The organism is Marimonas lutisalis, from assembly GCF_005434965.1.
Lineage (GTDB): Bacteria > Pseudomonadota > Alphaproteobacteria > Rhodobacterales > Rhodobacteraceae > Marimonas_A > Marimonas_A lutisalis.
The window spans coordinates 1,388,201-1,413,385 of record NZ_SKCI01000001.1 but is presented as its reverse complement, the minus strand read 5'-3'; the positions used below and the strand labels follow the sequence as shown (position 1 = coordinate 1,413,385).

General features: G+C 64.9%; 24 protein-coding genes and 1 pseudogene. 9 read left to right on the top strand and 16 right to left on the bottom strand.

What is annotated here, in order from left to right; genetic code table 11:
• Positions 1-8: 8 nt before the first annotated feature.
• From E0501_RS06770 to E0501_RS06760, 3 genes are all read right to left on the bottom strand, one after another.
• Positions 9-866: an ATPase gene (locus E0501_RS06770; RefSeq protein ID WP_137700550.1), complete on the bottom strand. Its 858-nt coding sequence runs from the start codon at positions 864-866 to the stop codon at positions 9-11.
• A 53-nt stretch (positions 867-919) separates the two neighbouring features.
• Positions 920-1,804, bottom strand: coding sequence for a DMT family transporter (locus tag E0501_RS06765; RefSeq protein WP_235857754.1), 885 nt, complete (start codon positions 1,802-1,804; stop codon positions 920-922).
• A gap of 69 nt (positions 1,805-1,873) precedes the next feature.
• Entirely contained in the window at positions 1,874-2,746 is an 873-nt protein-coding gene (locus tag E0501_RS06760) for a DMT family transporter (RefSeq protein WP_137700548.1), read from the bottom strand.
• An 84-nt stretch (positions 2,747-2,830) separates the two neighbouring features.
• Between E0501_RS06760 and E0501_RS06755 the strand changes: the two genes are divergently transcribed.
• Positions 2,831-4,441 (top strand): AMP-binding protein, encoded by a 1,611-nt coding sequence (locus E0501_RS06755; RefSeq protein ID WP_161594574.1) that lies wholly within the window; start codon positions 2,831-2,833, stop codon positions 4,439-4,441.
• A gap of 191 nt (positions 4,442-4,632) precedes the next feature.
• Here the strand turns inward: E0501_RS06755 and E0501_RS06750 are convergent, their stop codons facing one another.
• The 3 genes from E0501_RS06750 to E0501_RS06740 form a co-directional block, all read right to left on the bottom strand.
• Positions 4,633-5,361 (bottom strand): class I SAM-dependent methyltransferase, encoded by a 729-nt coding sequence (locus tag E0501_RS06750; RefSeq protein WP_137700546.1) that lies wholly within the window; start codon positions 5,359-5,361, stop codon positions 4,633-4,635.
• 220 nt (positions 5,362-5,581) lie between these two features.
• Positions 5,582-7,138: a glutamine-hydrolyzing GMP synthase gene (gene guaA / locus E0501_RS06745; RefSeq protein ID WP_137700545.1), complete on the bottom strand. Its 1,557-nt coding sequence runs from the start codon at positions 7,136-7,138 to the stop codon at positions 5,582-5,584.
• Positions 7,139-7,307: 169 nt separating this feature from the next.
• Positions 7,308-8,591 (bottom strand): OmpP1/FadL family transporter, encoded by a 1,284-nt coding sequence (locus E0501_RS06740; protein ID WP_137700544.1) that lies wholly within the window; start codon positions 8,589-8,591, stop codon positions 7,308-7,310.
• A 271-nt stretch (positions 8,592-8,862) separates the two neighbouring features.
• On the opposite strand from E0501_RS06740, the gene E0501_RS06735 reads away from it, so the two are divergent.
• A complete protein-coding gene (locus E0501_RS06735; protein ID WP_137700543.1) occupies positions 8,863-10,407 on the top strand; it encodes a trimethylamine methyltransferase family protein in 1,545 nt (514 codons plus the stop codon).
• Positions 10,408-10,489: 82 nt separating this feature from the next.
• Here the strand turns inward: E0501_RS06735 and E0501_RS06730 are convergent, their stop codons facing one another.
• Positions 10,490-10,792: a DUF6477 family protein gene (locus tag E0501_RS06730; protein ID WP_137700542.1), complete on the bottom strand. Its 303-nt coding sequence runs from the start codon at positions 10,790-10,792 to the stop codon at positions 10,490-10,492.
• Positions 10,793-11,018: 226 nt separating this feature from the next.
• Here E0501_RS06730 and E0501_RS06725 point away from each other — a divergent pair.
• Positions 11,019-12,095: pseudogene (locus E0501_RS06725) on the top strand (DUF6456 domain-containing protein); the annotation flags it as partial.
• A gap of 50 nt (positions 12,096-12,145) precedes the next feature.
• On the opposite strand, the gene E0501_RS06720 reads toward E0501_RS06725, so the two are convergent.
• A complete protein-coding gene (locus E0501_RS06720) occupies positions 12,146-12,874 on the bottom strand; it encodes a VIT1/CCC1 transporter family protein (RefSeq protein ID WP_137700541.1) in 729 nt (242 codons plus the stop codon).
• A 320-nt stretch (positions 12,875-13,194) separates the two neighbouring features.
• On the opposite strand from E0501_RS06720, the gene E0501_RS06715 reads away from it, so the two are divergent.
• The 4 genes from E0501_RS06715 to E0501_RS06700 all read left to right on the top strand — a co-directional run bounded on the left by E0501_RS06715 (position 13,195) and on the right by E0501_RS06700 (position 17,228).
• Entirely contained in the window at positions 13,195-13,785 is a 591-nt protein-coding gene (locus tag E0501_RS06715; protein WP_161594573.1) for a Hint domain-containing protein, read from the top strand.
• Positions 13,786-13,916: 131 nt separating this feature from the next.
• Complete coding sequence (locus E0501_RS06710; RefSeq protein WP_137700539.1) at positions 13,917-14,849, top strand: LysR substrate-binding domain-containing protein; 933 nt, start codon at positions 13,917-13,919, stop codon at positions 14,847-14,849.
• An 89-nt stretch (positions 14,850-14,938) separates the two neighbouring features.
• On the top strand, positions 14,939-15,889 hold the full coding sequence (gene lipA, locus E0501_RS06705; protein ID WP_137700538.1) for a lipoyl synthase: 951 nt from the start codon (positions 14,939-14,941) through the stop codon (positions 15,887-15,889).
• Positions 15,890-15,947: 58 nt separating this feature from the next.
• On the top strand, positions 15,948-17,228 hold the full coding sequence (locus E0501_RS06700; RefSeq protein ID WP_137700537.1) for a tetratricopeptide repeat protein: 1,281 nt from the start codon (positions 15,948-15,950) through the stop codon (positions 17,226-17,228).
• A gap of 2 nt (positions 17,229-17,230) precedes the next feature.
• On the opposite strand, the gene E0501_RS06695 is transcribed toward E0501_RS06700, so the two are convergent.
• The 4 genes from E0501_RS06695 to hpt all read right to left on the bottom strand — a co-directional run bounded on the left by E0501_RS06695 (position 17,231) and on the right by hpt (position 19,545).
• Complete coding sequence (locus E0501_RS06695; RefSeq protein ID WP_137700536.1) at positions 17,231-18,124, bottom strand: cytochrome c; 894 nt, start codon at positions 18,122-18,124, stop codon at positions 17,231-17,233.
• A 65-nt stretch (positions 18,125-18,189) separates the two neighbouring features.
• Positions 18,190-18,672, bottom strand: a complete 483-nt coding sequence (locus E0501_RS06690; protein ID WP_137700535.1) for a c-type cytochrome — start codon at positions 18,670-18,672, stop codon at positions 18,190-18,192.
• A gap of 130 nt (positions 18,673-18,802) precedes the next feature.
• Positions 18,803-18,928, bottom strand: coding sequence for a hypothetical protein (locus tag E0501_RS06685; RefSeq protein WP_328591468.1), 126 nt, complete (start codon positions 18,926-18,928; stop codon positions 18,803-18,805).
• A gap of 71 nt (positions 18,929-18,999) precedes the next feature.
• A complete protein-coding gene (gene hpt, locus E0501_RS06680) occupies positions 19,000-19,545 on the bottom strand; it encodes a hypoxanthine phosphoribosyltransferase (RefSeq protein WP_137700533.1) in 546 nt (181 codons plus the stop codon).
• Positions 19,546-19,616: 71 nt separating this feature from the next.
• On the opposite strand from hpt, the gene E0501_RS06675 reads away from it, so the two are divergent.
• Positions 19,617-20,066, top strand: coding sequence for a type II toxin-antitoxin system RatA family toxin (locus E0501_RS06675; RefSeq protein ID WP_137700532.1), 450 nt, complete (start codon positions 19,617-19,619; stop codon positions 20,064-20,066).
• 116 nt (positions 20,067-20,182) lie between these two features.
• Positions 20,183-21,472 carry an MmgE/PrpD family protein gene (locus E0501_RS06670; RefSeq protein ID WP_137700531.1) on the top strand — a complete coding sequence of 430 codons (1,290 nt, stop codon included), beginning with the start codon at positions 20,183-20,185 and terminating at the stop codon, positions 21,470-21,472.
• A 48-nt stretch (positions 21,473-21,520) separates the two neighbouring features.
• Here the strand turns inward: E0501_RS06670 and E0501_RS06665 are convergent, their stop codons facing one another.
• From E0501_RS06665 to E0501_RS06650, 4 genes are all read right to left on the bottom strand, one after another.
• The gene (locus tag E0501_RS06665; protein ID WP_137700530.1) at positions 21,521-22,699 is read right to left on the bottom strand and encodes an ammonium transporter; all 1,179 of its coding nucleotides are present in this window, start codon (positions 22,697-22,699) and stop codon (positions 21,521-21,523) included.
• Positions 22,700-22,862: 163 nt separating this feature from the next.
• Complete coding sequence (locus E0501_RS06660; protein ID WP_137700529.1) at positions 22,863-23,330, bottom strand: CinA family protein; 468 nt, start codon at positions 23,328-23,330, stop codon at positions 22,863-22,865.
• The gene (locus E0501_RS06655) at positions 23,327-23,827 is read right to left on the bottom strand and encodes a phosphatidylglycerophosphatase A family protein (protein WP_137700528.1); all 501 of its coding nucleotides are present in this window, start codon (positions 23,825-23,827) and stop codon (positions 23,327-23,329) included. The genes E0501_RS06660 and E0501_RS06655 overlap by 4 nt, the downstream gene beginning before the upstream one ends.
• Positions 23,828-23,924: 97 nt before the next feature.
• Positions 23,925-25,055, bottom strand: coding sequence for a bifunctional 2-C-methyl-D-erythritol 4-phosphate cytidylyltransferase/2-C-methyl-D-erythritol 2,4-cyclodiphosphate synthase (locus tag E0501_RS06650; protein ID WP_137700527.1), 1,131 nt, complete (start codon positions 25,053-25,055; stop codon positions 23,925-23,927).
• Positions 25,056-25,185 lie beyond the last annotated feature (130 nt).

The window sequence follows — 25,185 nt, the reverse complement described above, 5'->3', positions numbered from 1 at the left end:
ACGCTGTCTCAGCGTTTCTCAAGCGCGGCGGCGATCATGGCGTTGAAATCGGTCTCGGTTCTCACCTTCGCCACATCATCGGCCAGAACGGTGACGCCCCATTCCGCCATCGCCTCGTAACGCGGCTGGCGATGCGCCAGCGCCTTGGCATAGGTCCAGCGGATAAAGGCATCGGGATCGACCTCGGCCTCGGCGCAGCCATTCTCCTCAAGGTAGGCATGCCACATCCGGTCGAGGAATTCAGGCTGATAGGCCATCGGCTTCGGCGCCTTGTCGAAGCGGCGGATCAGCTCTTCGGTATGTGCCTCGCTGCCCTTGATCCAGACCATCAGCGTGTGTTGCGACAGCGTGGTCATCAGCGGATCGGCAGGATCATCTGCATCGACCCATTCGCAGATCGAGCCCCCGGTATCGCAGATGAAATGCGGATAACCGTAAAGCTGTTCGGCGCGAGTGATGAAATAGGGCGTGTCGTTCAGAGCGGCAATTTCGGCGGTGCGGAACTGATCCTGCCGGCGGGTATATTCGGAATAGCTGAGCCCGCCCTTGGCCGGATCGCCCGGTTTGCCCAGGTAGGTCGAGACCGGGGCGAGGTTGTTGAAGGTGATGTTCGAGCCGATATAGATCGAATCCGACATCAGCAGATCGCGCAGGAAGGGGTTTTTCATCGCCTCGCGCTTGGCGTTGTCGGCGATGAATTCGCCCATGTAACGGGTGCCGATGCGGTAATCGATCGAGTAGTGGAACCAGTCGCCGGCATCGCGCAACATGTTCGACACATGGGTCTTGCCCAGCCCCGACATTCCGAAAAACAGCACCCGCTTGTGCGGGGCACCAAGCCAGTCCTCGGGCGATGCATAGAGCATGGGGCGATCCTTCAAGTGCCTTTGGCGCTTGGTAAATCGCGAGGCGCGCGCGGTCAAACCCTTATGCGCAGGAGGCGCAGGATGCGCCCGTCAAGGATCGCCAGGCCAAGCGCCAGAAGCGCAAAGCCCGCATAGGCATTGGGCGCGAGCCGTTCACCCAGGAAGACGGTGCTGAGAAGGATCGCCACGGGCGAGACCATGAGCGTGACCAGAAGCAGGTTGCCGGCCCCGGCCAGCGCCAGAACCCGGTAGTAGAGCAGAAAGGCCACCCCGGTGCCCAGAAAGGCCGTATAGGCCAGCAGGCCGAAGGTGAGCGCGCTGAGATCGAAGCGCGGCGCGCCTTCAAGGATCCAGGCCCCGGGCACCGAGATCAGCGCCGAAAACGTCAGCATGCCGGCAGCGGACAATGTGGGCGGCACATCGTGCAGCATCTTGCGGCCCCAGACGCTGGCCAGCGCATAACAGATCGTGGCACCGATCAGGGCCAACTGCGCCAGACTGCGGATGTTGAATTCCTGCAGGTGTTCCAGGCCCATGGCGGTGGCGACCCCGGCAAAACCGAGCACCACGCCGATCAGCTTGCGCGCGGTCAGGCGTTCGTCGGCGAAGAAGATCGCCGCCGTCAGCACGCCGAAAATGGCCGTGGCACTGTTGAGGATCGAGGCGAGGCCCGCCTCGATATGCTGCTGCCCCCAGAAGATCAGCGAGAATGGAAGCACGTTGTTGATGAGGCCCATGACCGAAAAACCGATCCAGATGCGCGCGCTGCCGGGAATGACGACGCCGCGCAGCAGCACCACGGCCCACATCAGGAGCGCACCGCCCAGAGTACGATAGGCGACGATGGTGACCGGGCCGACCTCGTGCAGCATGGTCTTGCCCGCGGGAAAAATGCCGCCCCAGATCAGCGCCAGTGTCAGCAAAAGGGCCCATGCCATGGGCGAGAGGGTTTTCTGCGGTGCCATGCGGCCGGGCTTAGCCTGTTGGCCGGGGCCGCGCCACCCGGATCATGCGGGTTTTCTGAGCGCGCGCGACTCGGTCCAGATATTGAGGTAATTGGCGCCGAAGATGACCAGCGCGCCCAGAAGCACGAACCAGTCGAGCGGTTCGCTGTAAAACAGCATACCGACGACGGCGATCACCGGCAGACGGATGAAATCGATCGGCATGACCACGGTCGCCGGGGCCATCGAGAGGGCCTTGGCAATGCAGTAATGCGCGAGCAACCCGGCGCAGCCGACAAGCCCGAGCCAGGGCAGATCAGCCGTCTGGGGCAGTGCGATATCCATGTCATACCCGGCCGCGACCACCCCAAAAAAAGCCTGCATCACTGTTAGATAGAACAGAATGCAGGTCACGGTTTCGGTGCGCGTCAGCCGTTTTGTCAGCATCGTTGTCATGGCAAAGCAGATCGCCGAGGCCGCAGCGAAAAGGATGCCGACATCGAAACTTTCTGGGCTGGGGCGGGCGACGATCAGGATGCCACAGAAGCCGATCAGCGCCGACAGAAGCCGGATTGGCGTGAGACGTTCGCCCAGGACCAGGGGCGAGAGCAGCACAACCCAGATCGGCGAGGTGAATTCGAGCGCGAAAACCTGCGCCAGCGGGATGAGCGTGAGTGCGTAGAACCACAGGTTCTGGCCCGCGAAATGCGCCAGGTTGCGCAGCCCATGGGTGCGCAGATCACGGCGCCGGATTTCCCGCCAGGTGCCGGTGAGATAGGCGAGCGACAGAACGATGAGGATGCCGACAAAGCTACGATACATCATGATTTCGAACGTATCGAACCGCTCGGACAGATGCCGGCCGGCCACGGCCATGGAAGAAAAGGACAGGATTGCACCGCTCATCCAGGCGGCGGCCAGGATAAACGGGTTCATGAAAGGGGCCGGGGGCTTGTCTGCGTCATGCGGTTATCTCTACGGTAAAAGCGAGGCTTGGCAATGGGGAAGGGGAGGCAACCCGTGCTTGAGATCGAGGGCAAGACCGTCGACGCCGTGTTCCGCGAGGCCGTCACGCGATGGCCGGAGGCCGATTTCCTGGGCGCGGCGGCCCAGGACGGGGCTGCCGCGCGCGTGCTGACCTATCGGCAGGTCGCTGATCTTGTTGACAAATATGCCGGGGCGCTGCGTGCGGCGGGCTATGGGCCGGGGCACCGGCTGGCGGCGCTGATGGGCACCTGCCCGGAGCACTATATCCTTAAGCTGGCGGCGAACCGGCTGGGGCTGTCCTTCGTGCCGGTGAACCCCGATTACCGGCCCGGAGAACTTGCCTACCTGTTGGAGGACAGCAACGCGGCCCTGGCGGTGGCGAGCGCGCCGCATGTGGCGCTGATGCAGGCCGGGATTGCCGAGGCGGAGACCACACCTGCCTTTGCCGCGTTCGAGACACTTCTGAGCGACCTGCCGGCGGCGCAAAGTCCAGCGGGCGGCGGCCCGGTGACGTCGGAGAGCGAGGCGGGGCTGCTTTATACCTCGGGCACGACGGGGCGGCCCAAGGGCTGTATCCTGAGCCATGAATACGAACTGATGGTCGGCCAGAGCTATGTGAAGATCGGCCCGCCCATCGCCCTGCGCGAAGCCTCCGACCGGGTGTTCAATCCGCTGCCGGCCTTTCACATCAATGCTGGCGTGGTGTCCTTTTTCGGCGTCATGCAGACCGGTAACTGCTTGATTCAACCGCAAAGATTTAGCGCTTCGTCATGGTGGCGCGATATCGCCGAGGCGCGGGCGACGATCTTTCACTACCTGGGCGTGGTGATCGCGGTGCTGTTGGCGGACAAGCGGATCGGGCCCGAGGTTCTGGGCCATCTGCGCGCGGGCATCGGAGCCGGGGTGGAGCCGGCGCTGCACGTGGAATTCGAGCGCCGCTTCGGCATCCCGCTGATCGAGGTCTGGGGCATGACCGAGATGTGCCGGGTCTATGCGCTGGCCGAGGAACCGCGGTTGATCCACACCCGCGCCTTCGGACGGGCGCGCGACGACCTTGATGTTCAGGTCTGGGACGATGCAGGCCAGCCTTGCCCGCCGGAAACACCGGGGGAAATGGTTCTGCGCCATCCCGGGCCAGACCCGCAGAAGGGGTTCTTCTCGGGCTACCTGAACAAGCCCGAAGCAACCAAAGAGGCCTGGGCCGGTGGATGGTTTCACACCGGCGATACCGTCACCATGGACGCCGACGGCGTATTGTTTTTCGTCGACCGCAAGAAAAACATCATCCGCCGGGCGGGCGAAAACATCGCGGCGGCCGAGGTCGAGAATGTATTGTCCGAGGATGAAAGGGTGGTGAACGTCGCGTGCGTGGCCGCGCCGGACGATGTGCGCGAGGAGGAGGTACTGGCCTGTATCGTGCTGGCCGAAGGGGTCGAGGCCAGCCGCGAAACAGGGTTGAAGATATTCCAGCAAGCCTTTGACAAATTGGCATATTACAAGACCCCGGGGTGGATTCTGTTCGTCGACGAACTGCCCGTCACCGGCACGCAGAAAGTGGTGAAGCACAAGATCTTCGAGCCCGGCGAAGACCCGAGGACACGGCCCGGCATCCTGGATTTCCGCGACCTGAAGAAGAAGGGTTAACGCCACCGCACGGTCGAAACCCGGGGGGTGACATGCGTGCACCGCCCGGCTGACATCCGGCTGCCGGCAAAATCGGCCTCGGTCATCGCGCGTTAAGGTTAATGCAGCGTGCGTTGGATGGTGGGGTGAAACCCCACCCTACGACGCTTCCAGTGTGTTTCAACACGACTGGAGGCGTTGGCCACACACGTTCAACGCGCCTTTTTGAAAATATCCATGATGTATGTCCGCAGATTAGGGCTTTGCGGCTCTCTTCTTGTGTAGATCCTTCTGGGCGTCAATGCCGCGTAGCGCGCCAGATCTATGACTTCGAAATGGTCAGTTTTAACGATCAAGAACTGGTTAAAAGGAAGCGTGAAAATCGCCAGGTCGTTTGCCTCGGCAAAATAGATTGCAAAAGGGAAAACCTCTGTTGGATCAAACTCGTCCGAATGCTGCCAGATGTTCTTGGTGAAATCATCGCCACCGATCAAACCGTTTGGCTTTATTCTTGGCAATATCGAGATGAGGTCAATCGTGATACCTCTGAGCGTATGGTCTCCGTCGATATAGGCAAAGTCTATGGACGTCTCATCGATATGCGCGACCGCTTCTTTCGTGGTCATTCTCAACTCTTCGATGACGTCGGAATGGCGCTTGTTCTTTGCCAGAGCCTCCGCCCTGATTTCATCGAAAACTTCGTTGGAAACATTTGCCGGCTTGTTCCAGTTGGGCAGATTTCTCCAGGGATCGACGAATATATACTTACTTATGCCCGGCACGTTGTCCAAAATGTGCCTTGCGTACCCGCCTTTCCAGACACCGACTTCACACATCACTGACGGCTGCACGGCATTCAAAATCTTTTCCCACAGCTCAAGTCGATTCGAACTCTCTTGAACAGCTCTGGAAACAACTTTCTTGATCTCATCCAGGTCCATAATACTTCCACTCACCAGCCGACTTTGTTGCCCTCAGCGTCCCGGCAACAGAGCCAATCTCTCAAAGAACTTTCGTCTTTGTTCTCGATGTTTCGTATTTGGACCGTAGCATTCCTTGCGACCCTGAGAAAAGTCGCGCATCCACATAATCAACCTGAGATGGCGAGGCTGTTTTACCTGCGCCACATGCGTAACGACTCGATGGCATTCGTTTGCCAAGCTACTCCCACTCGATCGTGCCCGGAGGCTTCGAGGTGATGTCATAGGTCACCCGGTTGATGCCCTTGACCTCGTTGATGATCCGAGTCGCGGTTTCGCCGAGGAAATCGTGCGTGAAGGGATAGTAATCGGCTGTCATGCCATCGACGGACGTAACCGCACGCAGCGCACAGGCGTAATCATAGGTGCGCCCGTCGCCCATCACGCCCACGGTGCGGACGGGAAGAATGGCCACGAAAGCCTGCCAGATTTCATCGTAGAGACCGTGCTTGCGGATCTGGTCGATATAGACGGCATCGGCCTTGCGCAGGATGTCGAGCTTGTCACGCGTGATCTCTCCGGGGCAGCGAATGGCGAGGCCCGGACCGGGGAAGGGATGTCGGCCGATGAAGCTCGCGGGCAGGCCCAACTCGTGACCCAGGGCGCGGACCTCGTCCTTGAAAAGCTCGCGCAGCGGTTCAACGAGTTTCAGGCCCATCTTTTCCGGCAGGCCGCCCACGTTGTGGTGCGACTTGATCGTGACCGAGGGCCCGCCCGAGAAACTGACGCTTTCGATCACGTCCGGATAGAGCGTGCCCTGGGCCAGGAATTCGGCGCCGTCGATCTGGCCCGCGTATTTCTGGAACACGTCGATGAACAGGCGCCCGATGGTTTTTCTCTTTGTTTCCGGGTCGCTTACGCCCTCAAGTTCACCCAGGAAGAGGTCAGATTCATCGGCATGGATCAGCTTGATATTGTAGTGGTCGCGGAACATGCTGACCACTTCGTCTGCCTCGTTCATCCGCAACAGCCCGTGGTCGACGAAAACGCAGGTGAGCTGATCTCCGATCGCCTCGTGCAGGAGGATGGCGGTGACCGAGCTGTCAACGCCGCCCGAGAGGCCGCAGATCACATGGCTGTCGCCGACCTGTTCACGGATGCGGGCAATCGCTTCCTCGCGATAGGCGCCCATCGTCCAGTCGCCCTTGAAGCCCGCCATGCGAACGAAGTTTTCATAAAGCGTCTTGCCGTTGGGGGTGTGGTGCACTTCGGGGTGGAACTGCACGGCAAAAAAGCGGCGCGCGGGATCGCCGGTGATGGCGAAAGGCGCGTTGGGCGAGGTGCCGTAGACTTCGAAGCCCGGGGCGATTTGGCTGACGTGGTCGCCGTGGCTCATCCAGACCTGCTCGCGCCCGTCGAGGAACCAGCCGAAGAGCAAGTCGTCGTTCCTGGCCTTGGGCTCGACATAGGCGCGGCCGAACTCGGCGGTGCCGTGGCCGCGTTCCACCTTGCCGCCCAGCATGTGCATCATCACCTGCTGGCCATAGCAGATGCCCAGGATCGGCACGCCCAGGTCGAAAACGCTTTCGGGGGGGCGCGGGCTGCCATCGTCGATGACAGAGGCCGGACCACCGGAGAAGATCACCGCCTTCGGCGCGAACTCGGCCAGGAAGGCATCGGTGACGTTCTGGTAGGGGTGGATTTCGCAATAGACGTTCAGCTCGCGCAGGCGACGGGCGATCAGCTGGGTCACCTGGCTGCCGAAGTCGATGATCAGGAGGCGGTCATGTGTGCTCATGGCCCGGGATTATGCCAAGGCCGGAACGGGCGCAAGCGCGATGCTTCATCTTGCCGAAAATACTCCCGCCGGAGGCCCCGAGGATGAGGCCGGATGGCCGAAGACGAGACAAAAAAGCGCGCGGGCCCGAAGGCCCGCGCTCATTCAGGTCAGAACGTTTGACCGCGGCCTACCATTTCCAGGTCATGCCGACGCTGAGCTCGTGCTGGCTCATCTGCATCGAGACGGGCTGACCGCCGAACGGCAGCGGCGCGTTGCCCGAGAGCGACTCGTCGAAGGCGTGGGTATAGGCAATGTGCAGCTGGCGGCGGTCGTCGATGTTCATCGTCGCACCGACCGAGGCGTGCATCTTCGGCGTGGCCGGGGCCAGCGTGTTCAACAGCACCTGCGAGCCATCGGTGAAATCGGTGTTGTAGGCGAGACCGCCGCGAACCGTCCATTTCGGGTTGAGTTGGTACTCGGCACCGATGCGGAAGACATCCATATCCTTCCAGCCAAAGCCCGCGCCCGCGGCCGTGCCCAGCGGGAAGCCCGTGGCGGGCGGGACCGGGCCGGGGTTGGCGATGGAGGCGACATCGGAATAGAAGATGCGCTGCCATTCCGCGGTCAGCGTCAGGCCCGAGTTCGACGGCGGCGTGAAGGCCACACCGACCGAGGCCGAGGCCGGAATGTCGAAATCGCCATCTTCGGCAAAGAGGCCGGAATAGGAGCCGAACGGATCCATGTCGATCTTGGTGCGGTAGGCCACGCCGAAGGTCAGGTTGGGCGAGGCATTGAAGGTGGCGCCAAGATTGAGGCCGATGCCGGTGGACCAGTCATCGCCGTTGCCGGTGACAAGAAGGGCCCGCGTCGGTAGCGTGAAGCCCTGGAACGCCTCGAGACCGGTGGCCGAGAAGCGTTGCGCGGCGAAGACCGGCGCGATGCCGACCGCGACGTTCTCGTTCACCTCGTAGGCGTAGTTCACCGCGATGAAGAGCTGTTCGAGGTTCACGCCCAGGGGCGAGGTACCCGCGCCGAAACCGGCGAAGAAGTTGGTGTTGTATTCGGTGTTCATGCCACCGTTGCCGTACATCAGCACGCCCAGCGTGGCGCGGTCGCCGATGCGGAAGTTGACACCGCCGCAGGGCACGAGGAAGGCTTCGTTCTCGCTTTCGTGCGTGCCGGGCGTCATCGGGCCAGCACCGCCGATCGTGACCGAGCGGCGCGGCGAGAAGAGCGACAGGCAGGCATCGCCTTGATTGGGATAGCGAAGCGCCATGGCGGGGTTCTGGGCTGCGCCCATGAGGCCCGTGCCGATGGCGGTTCCGGCGCCGGCCATACCCTTGGACTGGGTGCTGGTGCCGTTGGCGAAATAACCGGTGGTGGCCATGGCCGGGGCCGACATCAGCGCCAGCGCGATGGCCGTGGCGGCCGGGGCGCGCAGAGCGGCCCGTGACTTCAAGGTGGTGTTCATCTGTCTCCTCTCCCTTAGCGGGGTCCTCCACCCCGTAAGAGGCCCTTGTTTTCTTGGTATCAAAAGGGCCTGTGTAAATATCCTTAGATACAAATACTCAAATGTAAACCTCGCAGTTCAGGCGCTAACGGACCTGTGGCACGCAGGACGCGGCCCGGGAAGCCGGCAAATGTCGTATTTCCCCGTCATGCGCCGCAAATCGGCCGTGGCGTGCGGGGCAGGTAGAGTAAATCCCATTCAGCAACGGCTTTCAGCGCAGGACAGGATTGCCATGACAGAGACGACCACGCGCAGACGCGCCCGTTCGGGCGGTGGAGCGGCCCGCCGGGCGGAACGGGGGGCGGTTTCGTTTGAAACGGCCCGTTACATTGAACGCAACATCCCCGATTTCGATGTGCTGAACGAAGAGGCGCTCGAAATCATCGAAGCCAATGCAGACACGGTGCTGGAAGAGGTGGGCGTCAATTTCGTGAACAACCCCGCCGCATTGCAGCGCTGGCGCGACGCGGGCGCGGATGTGCAGGGCGAGCGCGTGCGCATCCCGCGCGGCCTGGCCCGCAAGCTCTGCGCGACGGCGCCGAGCCAGTTCACCCAGCACGCGCGCAACCCCGCCCGCAACGTCGAGGTGGGCGGCCGCAACCTGGTGCTGGCGCCGGTCTATGGCCCGCCCTTCGTGCGCGATGCCGCCGGCGGACGGCGCTATGCCACGATGGAGGATTTCCGCAAGTTCGTGAAACTGGGCTACATGGCGAAATGGCTGCACCATTCAGGCGGCACCGTTTGCGAGCCCACGGACATCGCCGTGAACAAGCGCCACCTGGACATGCTGCATGCGCACATGACGCTGAGCGACAAGCCCTACATGGGATCGGTGACCGATCCGCAGCGGGCGCGCGACAGCGTCGAGATGAGCGAGATCCTGTTCGGCAAGGATTTCGTGGCGCAGAACACGGTGATGACCTCGCTGATCAACATCAACTCGCCGCTGACCTTCGACGACGTGATGATGGGCGCGCTGGAGGTTTACGCCGAGGCCGGGCAGGCCTGTATCGTTTCGCCCTTCATCGTCGGCGGGGCGATGGCGCCGGTTTCAGTGGCCGGAACGCTGACGCAGGTTCTGGCCGAGGTTCTGGCGGGCGTGGCCTATAGCCAGCTGGTGCGCCCGGGCGCGCCGGTTATCTTCGGCGCCTTCGTCAGTTCGATCGACATGAATTCGGGCGCGCCCACCTTCGGCACCCCGGAAGCGAGCCACATCACCTATGGCGCGGGCCAGCTGGCGCGCCGGTTGGGGCTGCCGTATCGCTCGGCCGGGTCGTTCTGCGGCTCGAAGCTGCCGGATGCACAGGCGGCCTATGAAACTGCCAACAGCCTGAACATGGGCCTTCTGAGCGGCGTGAACTTCATGCTGCATTCCTGCGGATGGCTGGAAGGGGGGCTTGTCTCAAGCTTCGAGAAATTCGTCATGGACGCCGATCAGCTGGGCGTGCTGCACCACCTGGCCAAGGGGATTTCGGTGGACGAGAACGCGCAGGCGATGGACGCCATCCGCGAGGTGGGGCCGGGCGGGCACTACCTGGGTTGCGCGCATACCCAGGCCAATTTCAAAACCGCCTTCTGGAAATCCGAGCTGCTGGACTACAAGCCGTTCGAGACCTGGGAGGACGAAGGCGCGCGCGATACGCAGGCGCTGGCGTCGGCGCGGGTCGAAAAGTTGCTGGGCAGCTACCAGGCGCCTGCGCTGGACCCCGGAATTGCCGAAGCGCTGGACGCCTACGTGCAGCAGAAGAAAGACGCCGAGCCCGACGCCTTCATGTAAGGCGCGGGGCAGGGCGAAGACCACTGACCGGCGCGGGCCATTGCCGCGCCGGTTTTTTTCATGTCCGCGCCGCCGGTGCGGGTTACTCGGCCGGTTCCAGCGGCAACGCGCTGCGCAGGCGTTGCGCCTCGGCCATCAGGGCGATCAGAACATCGACATGCCGGATGATGGAATAGCCCGCATCATTGGCGACACGCTGCTGGTTCAGCTGGGCTTCGATCGGCAGGAGGCGCGCGACCGCGTTGGGGCCGCAGGGCGGGTTGCCCGGCCCCATCAAGCGGCGCAGATGCGGCTCGCGGCAGTAATCGGCCATGCCTGCGCGGGCGGCCTGAATCAGAAGCTGCGGGCGGCTGAGGCGATCGAAAGCGTTCAGGATATCGGACATCTTGGCTCCTCGACATGTTTGCGGGTCAAGACCTCGCACAACCCAAGCGGGTGTTGCGCTTCGCACGTTCGGGCGAACGGATGGTTAAGGATTGGTTATCTCCTGACGCCCCATCCTGCTCCCATGCGGATCCGTTAACCAAAGAGTAACGGTCGCACGTCTAGGTTGTGGATAACTCTGTGGACAAAAGCCACGGTGCTAAGCTGTCAGGGGGCGAAAAACGCGCATGTCACCGAATAACGCCATTGGGGGCGGCTCGCTGCCGGGTTGGGTGCCGCAGCCGGCGCATCTCTACCTGTTACACACCGAATGCGGGTTGACGATCCGGGCGATCGCCCGGGCGGTTGCCTGCCATCCTTCGACCGTATTGCGGCAGGTGCGCCGCTGGGAAGGGCTGCGCGATGACCTGCTGATCGACGAAGCGCTGCAACGCCTGGCGCGGGTGTGCCGTGCGCTTGCCTCCACGCCCACGCGCAGAAAGATCAAGGAGCCAAGCATGATGACCCTTCAAGATAGCCGAACCGGAGCGTCGCCGACCGACGAGGTATTCGAAAACGAGGCGCGCCGGGTATTGCGCCGCCTGAGCGAGCCGGGCGCGCTCCTGGCGGTGGCCGCCGAGATGGACAAGGCGGTGATCGTACGCGACACGCCCGGCGGCCAGACCACGCGCACCGCCGTTGTCGAGCGCGACCTGGCGCAGGCGCTGGCGGTCAAGGACTGGATCAGCTGTATCACGCCCGGGCGCGTTGCGCGCTACCGGATCACCGCCGCAGGGCGCGCGGCCCTGGGCCGTATGCTGGCCGAGGCGGAAAACGCGGCACAGAACGCAGCAAGCGGCTTTGCCGAAGCGCAGGCGCCGTTTTCGGCGGCCGTTCCCGCGGGCGATGGCGGACAGCGCGGGCGGCGCCTGCGCTATGCGATGGGGGAATCGCCGCTGACCGCGCTGGCGCGGCGCAAGGACCGCGACGGCCAGCCGTTCCTGTCGGACGGGCTGGTGGCGGCGGGCGAACGCCTGCGCGAGGATTTCGAACTGGCACAGATGGGCCCGCGCACCACCCAGAACTGGGAAGCCTTCCTGACCGGGGGCACCGGCGCGGGGCCGCGCGCGGGCGACGCGCTGGGCGGATCGAGCGCCGCCCGCGACCGCGTGGCAGCGGCGCTGCAGGACCTGGGCCCGGGCCTGGGCGACGTCGTGCTGCGCTGCTGCTGTTACCTGGAAGGGCTGGAGCAGACCGAGAAAACCATGGGCTGGAGCGCGCGCTCGGGCAAGATCGTGCTGCGCATCGCGCTGCAGCGGCTCAGGCGGCATTATGACGGCCTGGGCGCCGCGGCGGGGCCTGATCGGGTAACCGGTCAGGCCCCGCCGACGGCCCAGCCCACGGCAAAGGCCACCGCCGAGCAGGTGGCGCCGACGGCGAGCGTTTCGCCCACGCAGCGGGCCATGCGTTCGCCGGTGGCGTGCCAGCGCAACAGGCCCAGAGCGACCAGCGACAGGCCCGTCGCCACGAGCGAGAAGCGGAACGCCGTGGCATCGGCGGGCAGCAGGAAATAGGGCAGGAGCGGCACGATGCCAAAGACGATGAAGGCCAGGAAGGTAAAGAGCGCTTTGGCGGCCGGGCTGTCATCGTCGGGGTGGGACATGCCGAATTCGTAAGTCATCATCAGGTCAGCGACCATGTCGGGGTTGCGCACCAGGATATCGGTGACCGTCTCGGCATCGGGCGCGTTCAGGCCGCGCTGGTGCAGGATCGCGGTGAGCTCGCGGCGTTCCTGCGCAGGATTGGTGGCGAGTTCGTCGAGTTCGCGGACCCGGCGGGCGTGGAACATGTCATGCTCGGAGCGGGTTGAGAGGAATTCGCCCAACCCCATGCTGACGCCATCGGCAAAGAGATTGGCGAGACCGAAGACCAGCACCGCCAACCCGCCGATCTGGGCCACGCCTTCGGCCGAGGCCCCGGCAAAACCCGCGACAATGGCGAAGGTGGTGACGATGCCGTCATTGCCGCCATAGGTGATCTGCTTGAGATATTCCTGCGCCCGCCCCAGAGCATGGGCCTCGCGCCGGTGCGCCTGCCAGTCCATAGGCCCCCCGCGTTGATGTTCCTGTCTCCGACTGGGTGCCCGATCGCCGGGCGCTTGGCAAGGAATCGCTTTGACCAGGGGGCAGGCGCGGAATCACCATTCGCATGAACAGTACCCCGTATGCCGTTGTTAAGGTTAATACTTCATGGTCAAGAGTTGACGCGTGCCCATCAAACATGCGGACGCGTGAAGATTGCAGAGGCGCGGGAAACGGTGCCGCGGCTTGGCCAGCATGGTGCCCAAATCCCGGCAGAATTCGCAGGCTTTCCTGAGCGCGGTCAAGCGGGCCGACAGACCCGCGTAGCAGAAGGATGTCAGACATGTTCAGCCCCTCCCAGAATGATTTTTCCCGTGCCGAGCCCGTCTTGCCGGGTATTGCCCGAGCCGCGCCGGTGCGCGGGCTGTTGCCGGGCACGCAGGTGGAAACACTGGCCGGGTGGCGGGCGGTTGAGCGTTTGGCGCCCGGCGACATGGTCGAGACCGTCGATGGCGGTTTGCGCAGGCTGCGCGCCACGCGCTGGCGGCGCGTGCCCGAGGGGCGCGACCTGATCCATGTGCCGGCGGGTGTGCTGTGCAATGATCGCGCGGTCGATCTGCTGCCCGACCAGGAGGTTCTGCTTGATGGAACTGCGCTGGCGCGGTTGTTCAACCTCGCCGCGGCGATAGTGTGCGCGCAGAATCTCGTGGGTCACCTGGGCGTTGCCCGGCACCCGGCGACGGCGGATCTGGGCGCCTGCGAGATGCTGTTCGACGAAGACGAGGTGATCTGGGCCAGTGGCGGGCTGTGCCTCTATTGCGGGGCACGCGGCGGAGGCGCGTCTGCGCGGTTCGAATGGCTGACCCCGGCACAGGCGCGCCTGTTCCGGCTGACCAGCGGCGCTGCCTGCGCGGACGTCTTTCGCGCCGCCTGACACGGGACAGACAAAAAGGGCGCAGGGATAACCCTGCGCCCCGTGTTCGCGCGTTTGAAGTGAAACCCGGGTACCCCGAAATCGTCATTTGTTGAAATTGCATATTTTGCGCATTTCGATAAATAGCGGTTATGGACATAACCCTGCGACAACTGACCTATTTCATCGCGCTGGCCGAAACCCGGCATTTCGGCCGCGCGGCCGAGCGCTGTCATGTCACCCAACCCGCGCTGTCGGTACAGATCCGCGAACTCGAGGACCGGCTGGGCGCGCAGCTGATCGCGCGTGAAGGGCGCCAGCCGGCGTTGACACCGGCAGGGCAGGAGGTTCTGGCCTCGGCCCGGCGGGTGATGGGCGAGCTGGACCGGATGCAGGACGCGGTGCGCTGGCAGGGCGGGCTGTCCGGGCGGTTGAAACTGGGGGTAATCCCGACGGTCGCGCCCTACCTGCTGCCGGTGGCACTGCCGATGCTGCGGGCGCGTGACCTGTCGCTGGACCTGCGCGTACGCGAGGCGCAGACCGATCAGATTCTCTCGGACCTCGGCGACGGGCATGTGGACGCGGCCGTGCTGGCCCTGCCCACGGGGGTGCCCGGGCTGGTCGAAACCCCGCTTTTCGAGGATCGGTTCACGCTGGCCGGATCGGCCGCGCAGATCGAGGAACTGTCCGCGCGCACCGAGGCCCTGCGCCCGACCGAACTGAACCCCGACAGGCTCCTGTTGCTGGATGAGGGCCATTGCCTGGCCGACCAGGCGCTCGAGGTCTGCGGGCTGCGCCGCTCGGCCACGCGAGTGGATCTGGGGGCGTCGTCGCTGGCCACCTTGTCGGGACTGGTGGCCGAAGGCTTCGGCCTGACCTTGCTGCCGGAACTGGCGCTGGAAAGCGAAATGGCGGCCACGCCGGCGTTGCGGGTTATCCGCTTTCCTGCGCCCGAACCGGCGCGCATGGTGGGGCTGGTGCGGCGCGATCTGTCGGGGAATGACGGCTGGTTCATCGAACTGGCCGCCATCCTGCGCGAGGCCGGCCGCGCCGTGCTGGATACCGCGCGCGCGCGCGTGCCATGAGCCGGGCGCATGCCTGCCTTCAGGCAGTTTGACGTGACTTTCCCGGCATCAGCCCTTAGATAGCGGAACAATGGCCACACAGGTGCAGAATGCGTGATCTGAAAATCCCCGACCAGCGTCACCCGGAAAAGGCGCACCGCGCCGACAACGCCCAGCCGAAAAAGCCCAAGTGGATCCGCGTCAAGGCGCCCAGTGGCAAAGGCTATGCCGAAACGCACAGGATTATGCGGGAAAACAAGCTGGTCACCGTCTGCGAAGAGGCGGGGTGCCCCAATGCCGGCGAATGCTGGAGCCAGGGCCACGCCACAATGATGATCATGGGCGAGATCTGCACCCGTGGCTGCACCTTCTGCAACGTCGCCACCGGCAAGCCGCAGGACCTCGACGCGTTCGAGCCGGGCCGGGTGGCCCATGCGGTGAAGACGCTGGGCCTCAATCACGTGGTGATCACCAGCGTGGACCGCGACGACCTGGAAGACGGGGGCGCCGAACATTTCGCCCAGACGATCCGCGCGGTGCGCCATCAAAGCCCCGAGACCACGATCGAGATCCTGACACCGGATTTCCTGAAATGCGATGACAGCGTGCTGGAGGTCGTCGTGGAGGCGCGGCCGGACGTGTTCAACCACAACCTTGAAACCGTGCCGGGGCTTTACCCCGAGGTGCGGCCCGGCGCGCGTTATTTCCATTCGCTGCGCCTGTTGCAGCGGGTGAAAGAGCTGGACCCGGGCATGTTCACCAAGTCCGGCATCATGGTGGGGCTGGGCGAAGACCGCCAGGCGGTGCTGCAGGTGATGGATGACATGCGCGCCGCCGATATCGATTTCCTGACCATCGGCCAGTATCTGCAACCCACGCCGAAACACCACGCCGTGGACCGCTTTGTGCATCCCGATGAATTTGCCGCCTATGAGAAGGCCGCCTATGGCAAGGGCTTCCTGATGGTGTCGGCCACGCCGCTGACGCGTTCGTCCTACCATGCGGGCGATGATTTCGCCCGGCTGCGGGCGAACCGGCTGGCAAAGCTGGGTCAGGGCTAGGCGGATCGCCGCCGGGCGCGTAGGGTAGGGCGACACCCGCCCGCGAGGAGACGCGCCCATGCTGACCGATAACTACGGAAACCCGCTGCATACGAAGAACGCAACCGCGCGCGAGGCCTATGACAACGCGCTGGTGGCCTATCTGGAGGCATTGCCGGGGGTGGATGCGGCGCTGGACCGGGCGATCGCCGCCGATGACGGGTTTGCGCTGGCCTATGCGCTGAAGGCGCGCAATGCGCAGGTCTTTGCCCGGATGGGCGAGGCGCGGGCGCTGATGGCGCAGGCGATGGAGACGGGCGCGGGGCTGAAGGGCCAGGCGCGGGCGCATCTGGAGATTTTCGACCACTTGATCAACAGCCGCGTGCGCGAAGGCTATGCCATGGTGCGAGCGCATCTGCTGGAGTATCCGCGCGATGCGCTGGTGGCGCAGACCTGCATGGGGGTGTTTTCGCTCATAGGTTTTTCCGGCCAGCCGGGGCGCGAGGCGGAATACCTGGCTATTGCCGAGCAACTGGCGCCGGCCTATGGGCAGGATGGCTGGTTCCTGTCGCAGCTGGCCTTTGCCCAGATGGAGGCAGGGCAGCTGAAACCGGCGGAGGCGTCGATCGAGGCATCGCTGAATTTACGTCCGCGATCGGCCCATGGCGCGCATATCCGGGCGCATCTCTACTATGAAATGGGCCAGACGCAGGACGGGCGCGATTACCTGTCGGACTGGATGGCGGGCTATGCGCGCGATGGCATGATGCATTGCCACAACTCATGGCACGTGGCGCTGTGGTCGCTGGGGCTGGGCGATACGGCGCGGATGTGGGCGATCGCCGATGCTGATCTGGCGCCCGGGGCTTCGCAAAGCCCGTCGCTCAACATCCTGACGGATCTGGCCTCGCTCTACTGGCGGGCCGAGATGGCCGGCGAGGCGGTGGCGCCCGACCGCTGGGCGGCGCTGTCGGATTATGCGGCGCAGGCCTTTCCCAACCCGGCCCTGGGCTTTGCCGATATTCACGCGGCGCTGGCGCATGCGATGGCTGGGCAGGACGAACCGCTGATGAAGATCATCGAAGGGGCCAAGGGCCCGGCGGCAGACCTGGTGACACCCTGCGCCGAGGGGTTCCGCGCGATGGCGGCGCAGGACTGGGCCGGGGCCGAGGCGGCGCTGGTGCCGGTGATGGCGGGCCACGAGCGGCTGGGCGGCAGCCGCGCGCAACGCGACCTGTTGGAATACACGTTGCTGCAGGCGCTGATCCGGCAGGGCAAGGCGGACGAGGCGCGCCGCCTGCTGGCGATGCGGCGGCCGCTGACCGACAGCGCGGGCGCGGTGCAGGGGCTGGCGGCCTAGGGTTACTGCGCGGGGGCGGCAGGCACCTGACGCAGGTAGGCGACGATGGCGCGGATATCGTCCTCGGGCAACCTGGCAAGGTTCTGCACCACCTCGGCCATGTGGCCGCCGGCGACATCGTATTCCGGGGTGAAGCCAGTGGTCAGGTAGCCCGCGATATCAATGTCGGACCAGTCGAGTTGACCCGGCGCGATGCCCGGCACGCGCCCCTTGCCATCGGGCGAGGCCGCGCCCTGAAGCCAGCGGGCGTAATCCAGCCCGCCAAGCGCGTTGCGCGGCGTGTGGCATTCACCGCAATGGCCCAGGGCCTCGACCAGGTAGCGGCCGCGCGTGGCCTCGTCTCCGCTCACGTCGACGACCCAGCCGTCTTGCGCGAAGAGTAGCTTCCAGCCGCCCAGGCTGCGGCGGATGTTGAAAGGAAAGCCCACGCCATGCGGCTGGCTGGGAGTGGTGCTGGCCGGCAGCGTCATCAGGTAGGCGTGCAGATCGGCGATATCCGACAGGTCGGCCCGGGCATAGGAGGTGTAGGGAAAGGCCGGGTAGTAATGCGCGCCCGCGGGCGACGTGCCGTGGCGCATCGCGTTGGCGAGGTCCAGCGCGCTCCAGCCGCCGATGCCGTGGTCGGGATCGGGGGAAATGTTGGGCGCATGGAAGGTACCGAAGGGCGAGGGGAACTCCATCCCGCCCGTAAGCACCAGCCGTGCCTCGCCCTCGGCGCCCGGCGCGGCGTGGCAGGAGGCGCAGCCGGCGGCCCAGAACACGGTTTCGCCGCGCGCGGCATCCGCGTCGAGCCCGGCCATCGCCGTGTCGTCCAGCCGTTCGGGCCGGGTGACGAACCAGAAGATCGCCAGGCCAATGATCGCCAGGTAACTGAGGTATCGCAGAAGGTTATACATCGTTCCTCATGCGCGAAAGGGGCGGCGAGGAGCCGCCCCGATTGACGGGATCGGATTGGCCCCGATCAGTTGTTGGGCTGGCGATAGGCCTTGTGGCAGCCGCCACAGCTGGCCCCGAGCGGACCGATCGCGCCCTTGAGCGAATCGAGCCCGCCACCGGCGGCCTGTTCCATCGCGGCCGCGGCTTCGACAAAGGCCGTGCCCTTGGCCATAACATCGCTGTCGGCATCCCAGATCGCGGGCAGGGCCGCGGTTTCGGTGCCCAGCTCCATGTTGTCGGAGCCTGCCGGCCAGAGGCGCGACTGGTCGAGCTTCGACAGCGCGGCGAGGTTCGACGCCGCGGCGCTGGCCGCGTCGGCGTTGTACTCGATCTCGCCCTTGGCCATGCCGCCCAGCAGCCCGATATTGAAGGCGTAAAGTTGCATTTGCGCCTTGCGCGCCTTCACGGCGGCCATCGCGGCCTCGTTGCCGTGGCTGCCCGAAAGCGCGGTGGTGGCCACGGCGCCTGCAAGGGCGAGGCCGGTCAGTGCGGTCAGTGTCTTCTTCATGGGAACCTCCCTGGTTACAATTTTTACTTGAGCCCACTATAGCGCCTGATCTTTGCGCGCGAAGACGGGATTACGCAGGGGACCTGTGCATGAGTGAACATACCTCGCGCGTTCGTGACTGGACAAAACGCTATTGCAGGCGCGGCACCCGCGGCGGCCGTGGATCGAGGGTGAGGAAATCCGGCCAGCCGAAAAAATGCTCGATGGCGACGATGACAAGGCCGATCGCCACGATCCCCGCAACGAGTATCACCATCCGGGCGGGCGGTGGATTCCGCGCCCACCTGGCCATGCGCAAGAAAAGACGCGGGCCCAGCATCGTGCGGCTCAGCCTTCGCCGGTGAAACGCACCTTGCCGATATAGGGCAGGTTGCGGTTGCGCTGGGCAAAGTCGATGCCGTAGCCGACGACGAATTCGTCGGGGATTTCGAACCCGGTCCAATCGGCGCGCACCGAGGTTTCCCGGCGCGAAGGCTTGTCGAGCAGCGCGATGGTCTTGAGTTTGCGCGGTTTGCGGCTTTTGAGAACGTGCAGCACGTGATCGAGCGTATAGCCGGTGTCGACGATATCCTCGACCACAAGCACATCGCGACCCTCGATCTGGCCGCGCAGATCCTTGAGGATCTTGACCTCGCGGCTCGACTCCATCTCGTTGCCATAGGAGGAGGCTTCGAGAAAGTCGACCTCGACCGGCATTTCAAGCTCGCGCACGAGATCGGCGATGAAAACAAAGGAGCCCCGCAGAAGCCCCACGACGACGAGCTTGTCGGTATCCGCGAATTCGGTGCGGATGGCGCGGCAGAGTTCCTCGATCCGGGCCGCGATCTGTTTGGCCGAAATCATTTCGTCGATCACGTATGGACGATCAGGCATGCTTCCCCCTTGAATCTCGGGCCCATTAATACGAAATGGGCGCGCACTGTCACGGCACAATTGGGGATGACATGCCGACGCACGCGGAAACCCGGGTTCTGCCATATCACGCACGCCAGATGTTCGACCTTGTGGCCGACGTGGCCGCCTATCCGCAGTTCCTGCCCTGGTGCGCAGCGGCGCGGGTGCGCTCGGTCACGCCGATGGAAGATGGCGGGGACGAGATGCTGGCCGACCTGGTGATTTCCTTCAAGGTATTCCGCGAACGGTTCGGCAGCCGCGTCTGCCTCTACCGTGACGACGAACGGATCGAGACCGAGTATATCGAAGGACCGTTCAAATACATGCGCTCGACCTGGGAGTTCCGCGACGTGGACGATGGCGCCTGCGAGGTGAAGTTCTTCGTCGATTTCGAGTTCAAGAACATCATCCTGCAAAAGGCGATCGGGCTGGTGTTCAACGAAGCGATGCAACGGATCGTCCGCGCCTTCGAGGAACGGGCGAAGGTGCTTTACGGCTAAGCGGGACGCGTGTTGTGGGCGATGGCGCGAGGTATTTCCGGTCAGATGAAGGAGCCGGATGGTTTTCTTTCGCCCGCGTGGTGCTAGGGTCGCGCCAGAGATCGTGGGAGAGCAGGATGGATCTATCTGACACCCTGGCGGAGTTTGCCTTGGCGCCGTGCCGCGCGCCGGAGGCGGTGCGGGCCGTGGCACGGTTGTCGCTGATCGACTGGATGGCGGTCGGCATTGCGGGCGCGGACGAGCCTGTGGCAGGTGTCTTGCGGGCCATGGCGGCCGAAGAGAGCGGCGCGGCGCAGGCGGGGCTCATTGGCGGTGGCCGGGCGCCGGCGCGGATGGCGGCGCTGGTCAACGGCACGATCTCGCACGCGCTGGACTATGACGACACGCATTTCGCGCATATCGGCCATCCGTCGGTGGGGGTGATTCCCGCGGCGCTGGCGGTGGGCGAGCACCTGGGCCTGTCCGGGGCCGACGTGCAGGAGGCGGCGCTGATCGGCATGGAGGCGTCGATCCGTTTCGGCATGTGGCTGGGGCGTGGACATTACCAGGTGGGCTATCACCAGACAGCGACGGCGGGCGCGGTGGGCGCCACGGTGGCCGCGGGCCGGTTGAACGGGCTGAGCCAGGCGCAAATGCGGACCGCGCTGGGGCTGGTCGCGACGCGGGCCAGCGGGCTCAAGTCGCAGTTCGGAACCATGGGCAAGCCGTTCAATGCGGGGCTGTCGGCCGCCAACGGGGTCGAGGCGGCGATGCTGGCGCGGCTGGGCATGGAGGCGCGGCTGGGCGCGCTGGAGGGGCCGCTGGGCCTGGGCCCGACCCATCACGGCGCGGCGGATGCGGCCGGGCTGGCGGGGCTGGGCGAGACCTGGATGTTCGAAAGCGTCAGCCACAAGTTCCATGCCTGTTGCCACGGGTTGCATGCGTCCCTGGAAGCGGCGGCGCAGATCGAGGTTGCCGCCGGGGACATCGCCGAGATCCGGGTGGCGACCCATCCGCGCTGGATGAGCGTCTGCAACCAACCCGCGCCCGACACCGGACTGGGGGCGAAGTTCTCCTATGCCACGGTGCTGCCGATGCATTTCCTGGGCCATGACACCGCGCAATTGCAGAGCTATTCCGACGCGCTGTGTGCCGATCCGGCGCTGGTGGCGCTGCGCGGGCGGGTCAAAGTGCAGGAAGATGACAGCCTGAGCGAGATGCAGGCGCGGCTGGAGGTCGAGACGCGCGCGGGCGAGGTGCTGGCAGCGTTTCACGATCTCGATGCGCCGCTGGCGCTGGACGCGCGGGCGCAGAAGATCGCGGCCAAGGCGGCATCGCTCTTGGGCGAGGCACGGGCCGCACGGGTGCGCACGCTGATCGAGGGGCAGGCCGCGCCGGGCGAGATCGCCGCGGAACTGGGCACATGAGAACGGGCCCCGCAGGGCCCGCTCATCCGTTCTGAATTTCGGCTCGGCCTAGGAGGTCATGTCATAGGCGCGTTCGCCATGCACGCTGAGATCGAGCCCGTTGGTTTCGGTTTCGACATCGACGCGCAAGGGCGTCACAAGACCCACGAGTTTCACCAGTACCACGGTGACGACCAGCGTGAAGACACCGACGATGACCAGGCTGCCAAGTTGCGCCGCCCAGGCGCCTGCGCCGAAGACGGCGATCATGATCGTGCCGAAGATGCCGCCCACGCCGTGCACCGCGAAAACGTCGAGCGTGTCGTCGATCTGCAGCTTGTTGCGGATGACGTTCACCGCCTCCTGGCAGAGGATACCGGCAACACCACCGATGATGAGCGCCGCGATGGGGCCGACAAAGCCCGAGGCCGGGGTGATCGAGGCCAGCCCCGCGATGGTCCCGGTGACGAGGCCCACGAGCGAGGCCTTGCCATACTTGATCTTTTCCCAAAGCGCCCAGCTGAGCGAGGCGGTCGCGGCCGAGATATGCGTGACGGTCAGCGCCATCGCCGCGCCGCCATCGGCAGCGAGCTGTGAGCCGCCGTTGAAGCCGAACCAGCCGACCCAGAGCATGGCCGCACCGATCATCACGTAACCCGGGCTGTGCGGCGGGGTGGTGCGGTTGCGCCGGGGCCCGAGGAAGACGGCGATCACCAGCGCGGCAAGGCCCGCGGTTTCGTGCACGACGATGCCGCCCGCGAAATCCTTGACCCCGGTTTCGCCGAAGATGCCACCATCGGCCAGGAACCCGCCGCCCCAGATCCAATGTGTCACCGGTGCATAACAAATAAGCATCCAGAGCGCCGAGAAGAGCAGCACGAAGCCAAATCCGATGCGTTCGACATAGGCGCCGACGATCAGCGCGGGGGTAATGACGGCGAAGGTCATCTGGAACGCGAAGAAGAGGACCTCAGGCAGGGTGCCCGAGAGGCTGTCGGCGTCAACACCGTTGAGGAAAGCCTTGCCCAGCCCGCCCCAGACGGCGTTGCCGTCGCCAAAGGCGATGGAATAGCCCAGGGCCAGCCATAGCACACTCATCAAACAGGCGATCGCGTAGACATGCATGAAAACGCTGAGCACGTTGCGCGCGCGCACGAGCCCGCCGTAAAACAGCGCCAGCCCTGGCAGCGACATGAAGAGCACCAGCGCCGTGGCGACGATGATCCAGGCTGTGTCCGCTCCGTTCATTTCTTTTCCTTCCCTTTGTCCCGATCGTTGAGCCGCGACAAAGCCGAAGGTGGATGGGGAAAAAAGAGGCAAGGCGGCCCGGGGGCGGTGAAAAACCGCGCAATTCGCGAACTGCCTTATTTTTGGGCGGCGTGGGCGGCGAGCGCCCACCAATTGGGCGCGATCAGGACAGGGCTGACAGAAGCAGGAAAAGCGCGTGATCGCGCGCGGCCATGCGCACCCATTCGCGCCCGCGCGGGCCGAATTCCTGGGTTTCGACGTCGGTAACGCGGCCATCGAAAGCTAGGCCGAAACAGACGCGGCCTTCGGGCTTGAACTCGGACCCGCCGGGGCCGGCGATGCCGGTGACCGAGACCGAAAGCTGGGCGCGCGAGTGCGTCAGCGCACCGTCGGCCATCTCGCGGGCGACCTCTTCGCTGACGGCGCCGAACCGGTCGAGCGTGTCACGCGAGACGCCCAGCATGTCCTGCTTGGCGGCGTTGGAATAGGTGACGAAACCGCGGTCGAAGACGGCGGAACTGCCCGGAACCTCGGTCAGCGCGGCCGAGACCATGCCGCCGGTGCAGCTCTCGGCGGTGGCGATCATGATCCCGCGCTTGCGGGCCTCTTCAAGAACGTGGGCAGCGGTCATAGACCAAGTATGCCATGAGACACGTAGGCGCCCAACCCCACGACGACAGCCGCCGCAATCCCGGCGAAGATATCGTCGAGCATCACGCCCATCGGGCCCTTCTGGCGGTCGGCCCAGCCGATCGGGCCGGGCTTGAGAATGTCGAAGAAGCGGAAGGCGAAAAAGGCGGTGAGCCAGCCGGGCCAGAGCGCCAGGGCGTCGGTGCCGGTATAGCCCGCATGGCTGGCGCCGATCAGCACGGGCAGAAGCGCGATCCACTGGCCTGCGACCTCGTCGATCACGATCTCGGAGGGATCGTGATTGTCGCGGCCGCGGGTTTCCTCGGCCGTGGCCCAGAGCCCGGCGACGAAGGCCACCGGCACGAGCGCCGCGACCAGCCACCAGCCGCCGAGAAGGAAAAGGCCGAACCCCGCGAGCACGGCGGCGGCCGAGCCCCAGGTGCCGGAGAAGGGTTTGAGATAGCCGGTGAAGAAGAAGGTGGCGATGAGACGGGTCATGGCTGCGTATGTTTGACCTTTGGTTGTGACGGGAGGGACCTGCGTGGGGGCCAGCCCCCACACCCCCGGGATATTTGCGGCAAGATGAAAGGGCGGATCATGGTTTCATCAGCGCGGCGGTGGCAAGGGCGGCGATGCCTTCTTCACGTCCGGTAAAGCCCAGACGTTCGGAGGTGGTGGCCTTGATCGACACGCGCTCGGGCGCGATGTCGAGAATCGCGGACATGCGGGCCTGCATCGCGGCGGCGTGTGGGCCGATCTTGGGCCGTTCGCAGACTAGCGTGCAATCGATGTTGGAGATCGCGAAGCCATTGTCGCGGGCCAGATCGGCGGCATGGCGCAGGAAGATGTCGCTTGCGGCGCCTTTCCATTGCGGATCGGAGGGCGGGAAGTGACGGCCGATATCGCCCATGGCGAGCGCGCCATAGATCGCATCGGTGACGGCGTGCATGCCAACATCGGCATCCGAATGGCCCTGCAGGCCGCGATCATGCGGGACGGCCACGCCGCAGAGCATCACGTGATCGCCCGGCCCGAAGCGGTGCACATCGTAGCCATTGCCCAGCCGGATATCCATCTGTCCCCCCAGGATGCGTTCGGCCCGCGCGAAATCGTCGGCGTGGGTGATTTTCAGGTTGTCCTCATGCCCCGGAACGATGGCAACCTCAAGCCCCGCGGCGCGGGCGATTTCCACGTCGTCGGCGGCATCGCCCGCGTGGGCGCGATGCGCGGCGAGGATTTCGGCAAAGCGAAAGCCCTGCGGGGTTTGCGCGCGAAAGAGGCCGGCGCGGTCCTGCGTGCCGGTGACGTGGTGATTATCGCCACGCCAAAGCGCGTCGGTGACGGGCAGGGCCGGCGCGGCCCCCGGCGCGGCCCCGAGCGCGCGAATTACGGCATCGATCACCGGCTGCGGCAGGCAGGGGCGGGCGACATCGTGGATCAGCACCAGATCGGGCGGATCGGCGGCCAGCGCCTCGAGCCCGTTGCGCACCGATTGCGCACGGGTCGCGCCGCCGGCGGTTACCTCGACACCGGACGGTGGGGTGAAACCGGCGATGTCGTCCGGATGCAGCACCAGCAGGATCCGGTCGATCTGCGGCGCCGAAAGAAACCGCGCCAGCGTCCAGTCGATCACCCGCCGCCCGGCCAGCGGGCGCCATTGCTTGGGCGCGCCGGGGCCGGCGCGGGTGCCACGCCCGGCAGCAACGATGAGGGCGGCGGTGCTCATGCGCCCTGCAATACGGCCATGGCGGGAAAAGGGCAATCGGCGATCACCCGGCCCGAATGCACAAAAATTGGGCAAAGCGCCGCAGGGCGTTTAATTTTTGCCCCTGTTTTATTGAGATTGGTGCGGTTCC

What these genes read in the sequence shown, in the direction of transcription:
- E0501_RS06770 (WP_137700550.1), bottom strand. Translation starts at nt 866, where the DNA reads ATGCTCTATGCATCGCCCGAGGACTGGCTTGGTGCCCCGCACAAGCGG.
- E0501_RS06765 (WP_235857754.1), bottom strand. Translation starts at nt 1,804, where the DNA reads ATGGCATGGGCCCTTTTGCTGACACTGGCGCTGATCTGGGGCGGCATT.
- E0501_RS06760 (WP_137700548.1), bottom strand. Translation starts at nt 2,746, where the DNA reads ATGAACCCGTTTATCCTGGCCGCCGCCTGGATGAGCGGTGCAATCCTG.
- E0501_RS06750 (WP_137700546.1), bottom strand. Translation starts at nt 5,361, where the DNA reads ATGGACCTGGATGAGATCAAGAAAGTTGTTTCCAGAGCTGTTCAAGAG.
- guaA (WP_137700545.1), bottom strand. Translation starts at nt 7,138, where the DNA reads ATGAGCACACATGACCGCCTCCTGATCATCGACTTCGGCAGCCAGGTG.
- E0501_RS06740 (WP_137700544.1), bottom strand. Translation starts at nt 8,591, where the DNA reads ATGAACACCACCTTGAAGTCACGGGCCGCTCTGCGCGCCCCGGCCGCC.
- E0501_RS06735 (WP_137700543.1), top strand. Translation starts at nt 8,863, where the DNA reads ATGACAGAGACGACCACGCGCAGACGCGCCCGTTCGGGCGGTGGAGCG.
- E0501_RS06730 (WP_137700542.1), bottom strand. Translation starts at nt 10,792, where the DNA reads ATGTCCGATATCCTGAACGCTTTCGATCGCCTCAGCCGCCCGCAGCTT.
- E0501_RS06720 (WP_137700541.1), bottom strand. Translation starts at nt 12,874, where the DNA reads ATGGACTGGCAGGCGCACCGGCGCGAGGCCCATGCTCTGGGGCGGGCG.
- E0501_RS06715 (WP_161594573.1), top strand. Translation starts at nt 13,195, where the DNA reads ATGTTCAGCCCCTCCCAGAATGATTTTTCCCGTGCCGAGCCCGTCTTG.
- E0501_RS06710 (WP_137700539.1), top strand. Translation starts at nt 13,917, where the DNA reads ATGGACATAACCCTGCGACAACTGACCTATTTCATCGCGCTGGCCGAA.
- lipA (WP_137700538.1), top strand. Translation starts at nt 14,939, where the DNA reads ATGCGTGATCTGAAAATCCCCGACCAGCGTCACCCGGAAAAGGCGCAC.
- E0501_RS06700 (WP_137700537.1), top strand. Translation starts at nt 15,948, where the DNA reads ATGCTGACCGATAACTACGGAAACCCGCTGCATACGAAGAACGCAACC.
- E0501_RS06695 (WP_137700536.1), bottom strand. Translation starts at nt 18,124, where the DNA reads ATGTATAACCTTCTGCGATACCTCAGTTACCTGGCGATCATTGGCCTG.
- E0501_RS06690 (WP_137700535.1), bottom strand. Translation starts at nt 18,672, where the DNA reads ATGAAGAAGACACTGACCGCACTGACCGGCCTCGCCCTTGCAGGCGCC.
- E0501_RS06685 (WP_328591468.1), bottom strand. Translation starts at nt 18,928, where the DNA reads ATGGTGATACTCGTTGCGGGGATCGTGGCGATCGGCCTTGTCATCGTC.
- hpt (WP_137700533.1), bottom strand. Translation starts at nt 19,545, where the DNA reads ATGCCTGATCGTCCATACGTGATCGACGAAATGATTTCGGCCAAACAG.
- E0501_RS06675 (WP_137700532.1), top strand. Translation starts at nt 19,617, where the DNA reads ATGCCGACGCACGCGGAAACCCGGGTTCTGCCATATCACGCACGCCAG.
- E0501_RS06670 (WP_137700531.1), top strand. Translation starts at nt 20,183, where the DNA reads ATGGATCTATCTGACACCCTGGCGGAGTTTGCCTTGGCGCCGTGCCGC.
- E0501_RS06665 (WP_137700530.1), bottom strand. Translation starts at nt 22,699, where the DNA reads ATGAACGGAGCGGACACAGCCTGGATCATCGTCGCCACGGCGCTGGTG.
- E0501_RS06660 (WP_137700529.1), bottom strand. Translation starts at nt 23,330, where the DNA reads ATGACCGCTGCCCACGTTCTTGAAGAGGCCCGCAAGCGCGGGATCATG.
- E0501_RS06655 (WP_137700528.1), bottom strand. Translation starts at nt 23,827, where the DNA reads ATGACCCGTCTCATCGCCACCTTCTTCTTCACCGGCTATCTCAAACCC.
- E0501_RS06650 (WP_137700527.1), bottom strand. Translation starts at nt 25,055, where the DNA reads ATGAGCACCGCCGCCCTCATCGTTGCTGCCGGGCGTGGCACCCGCGCC.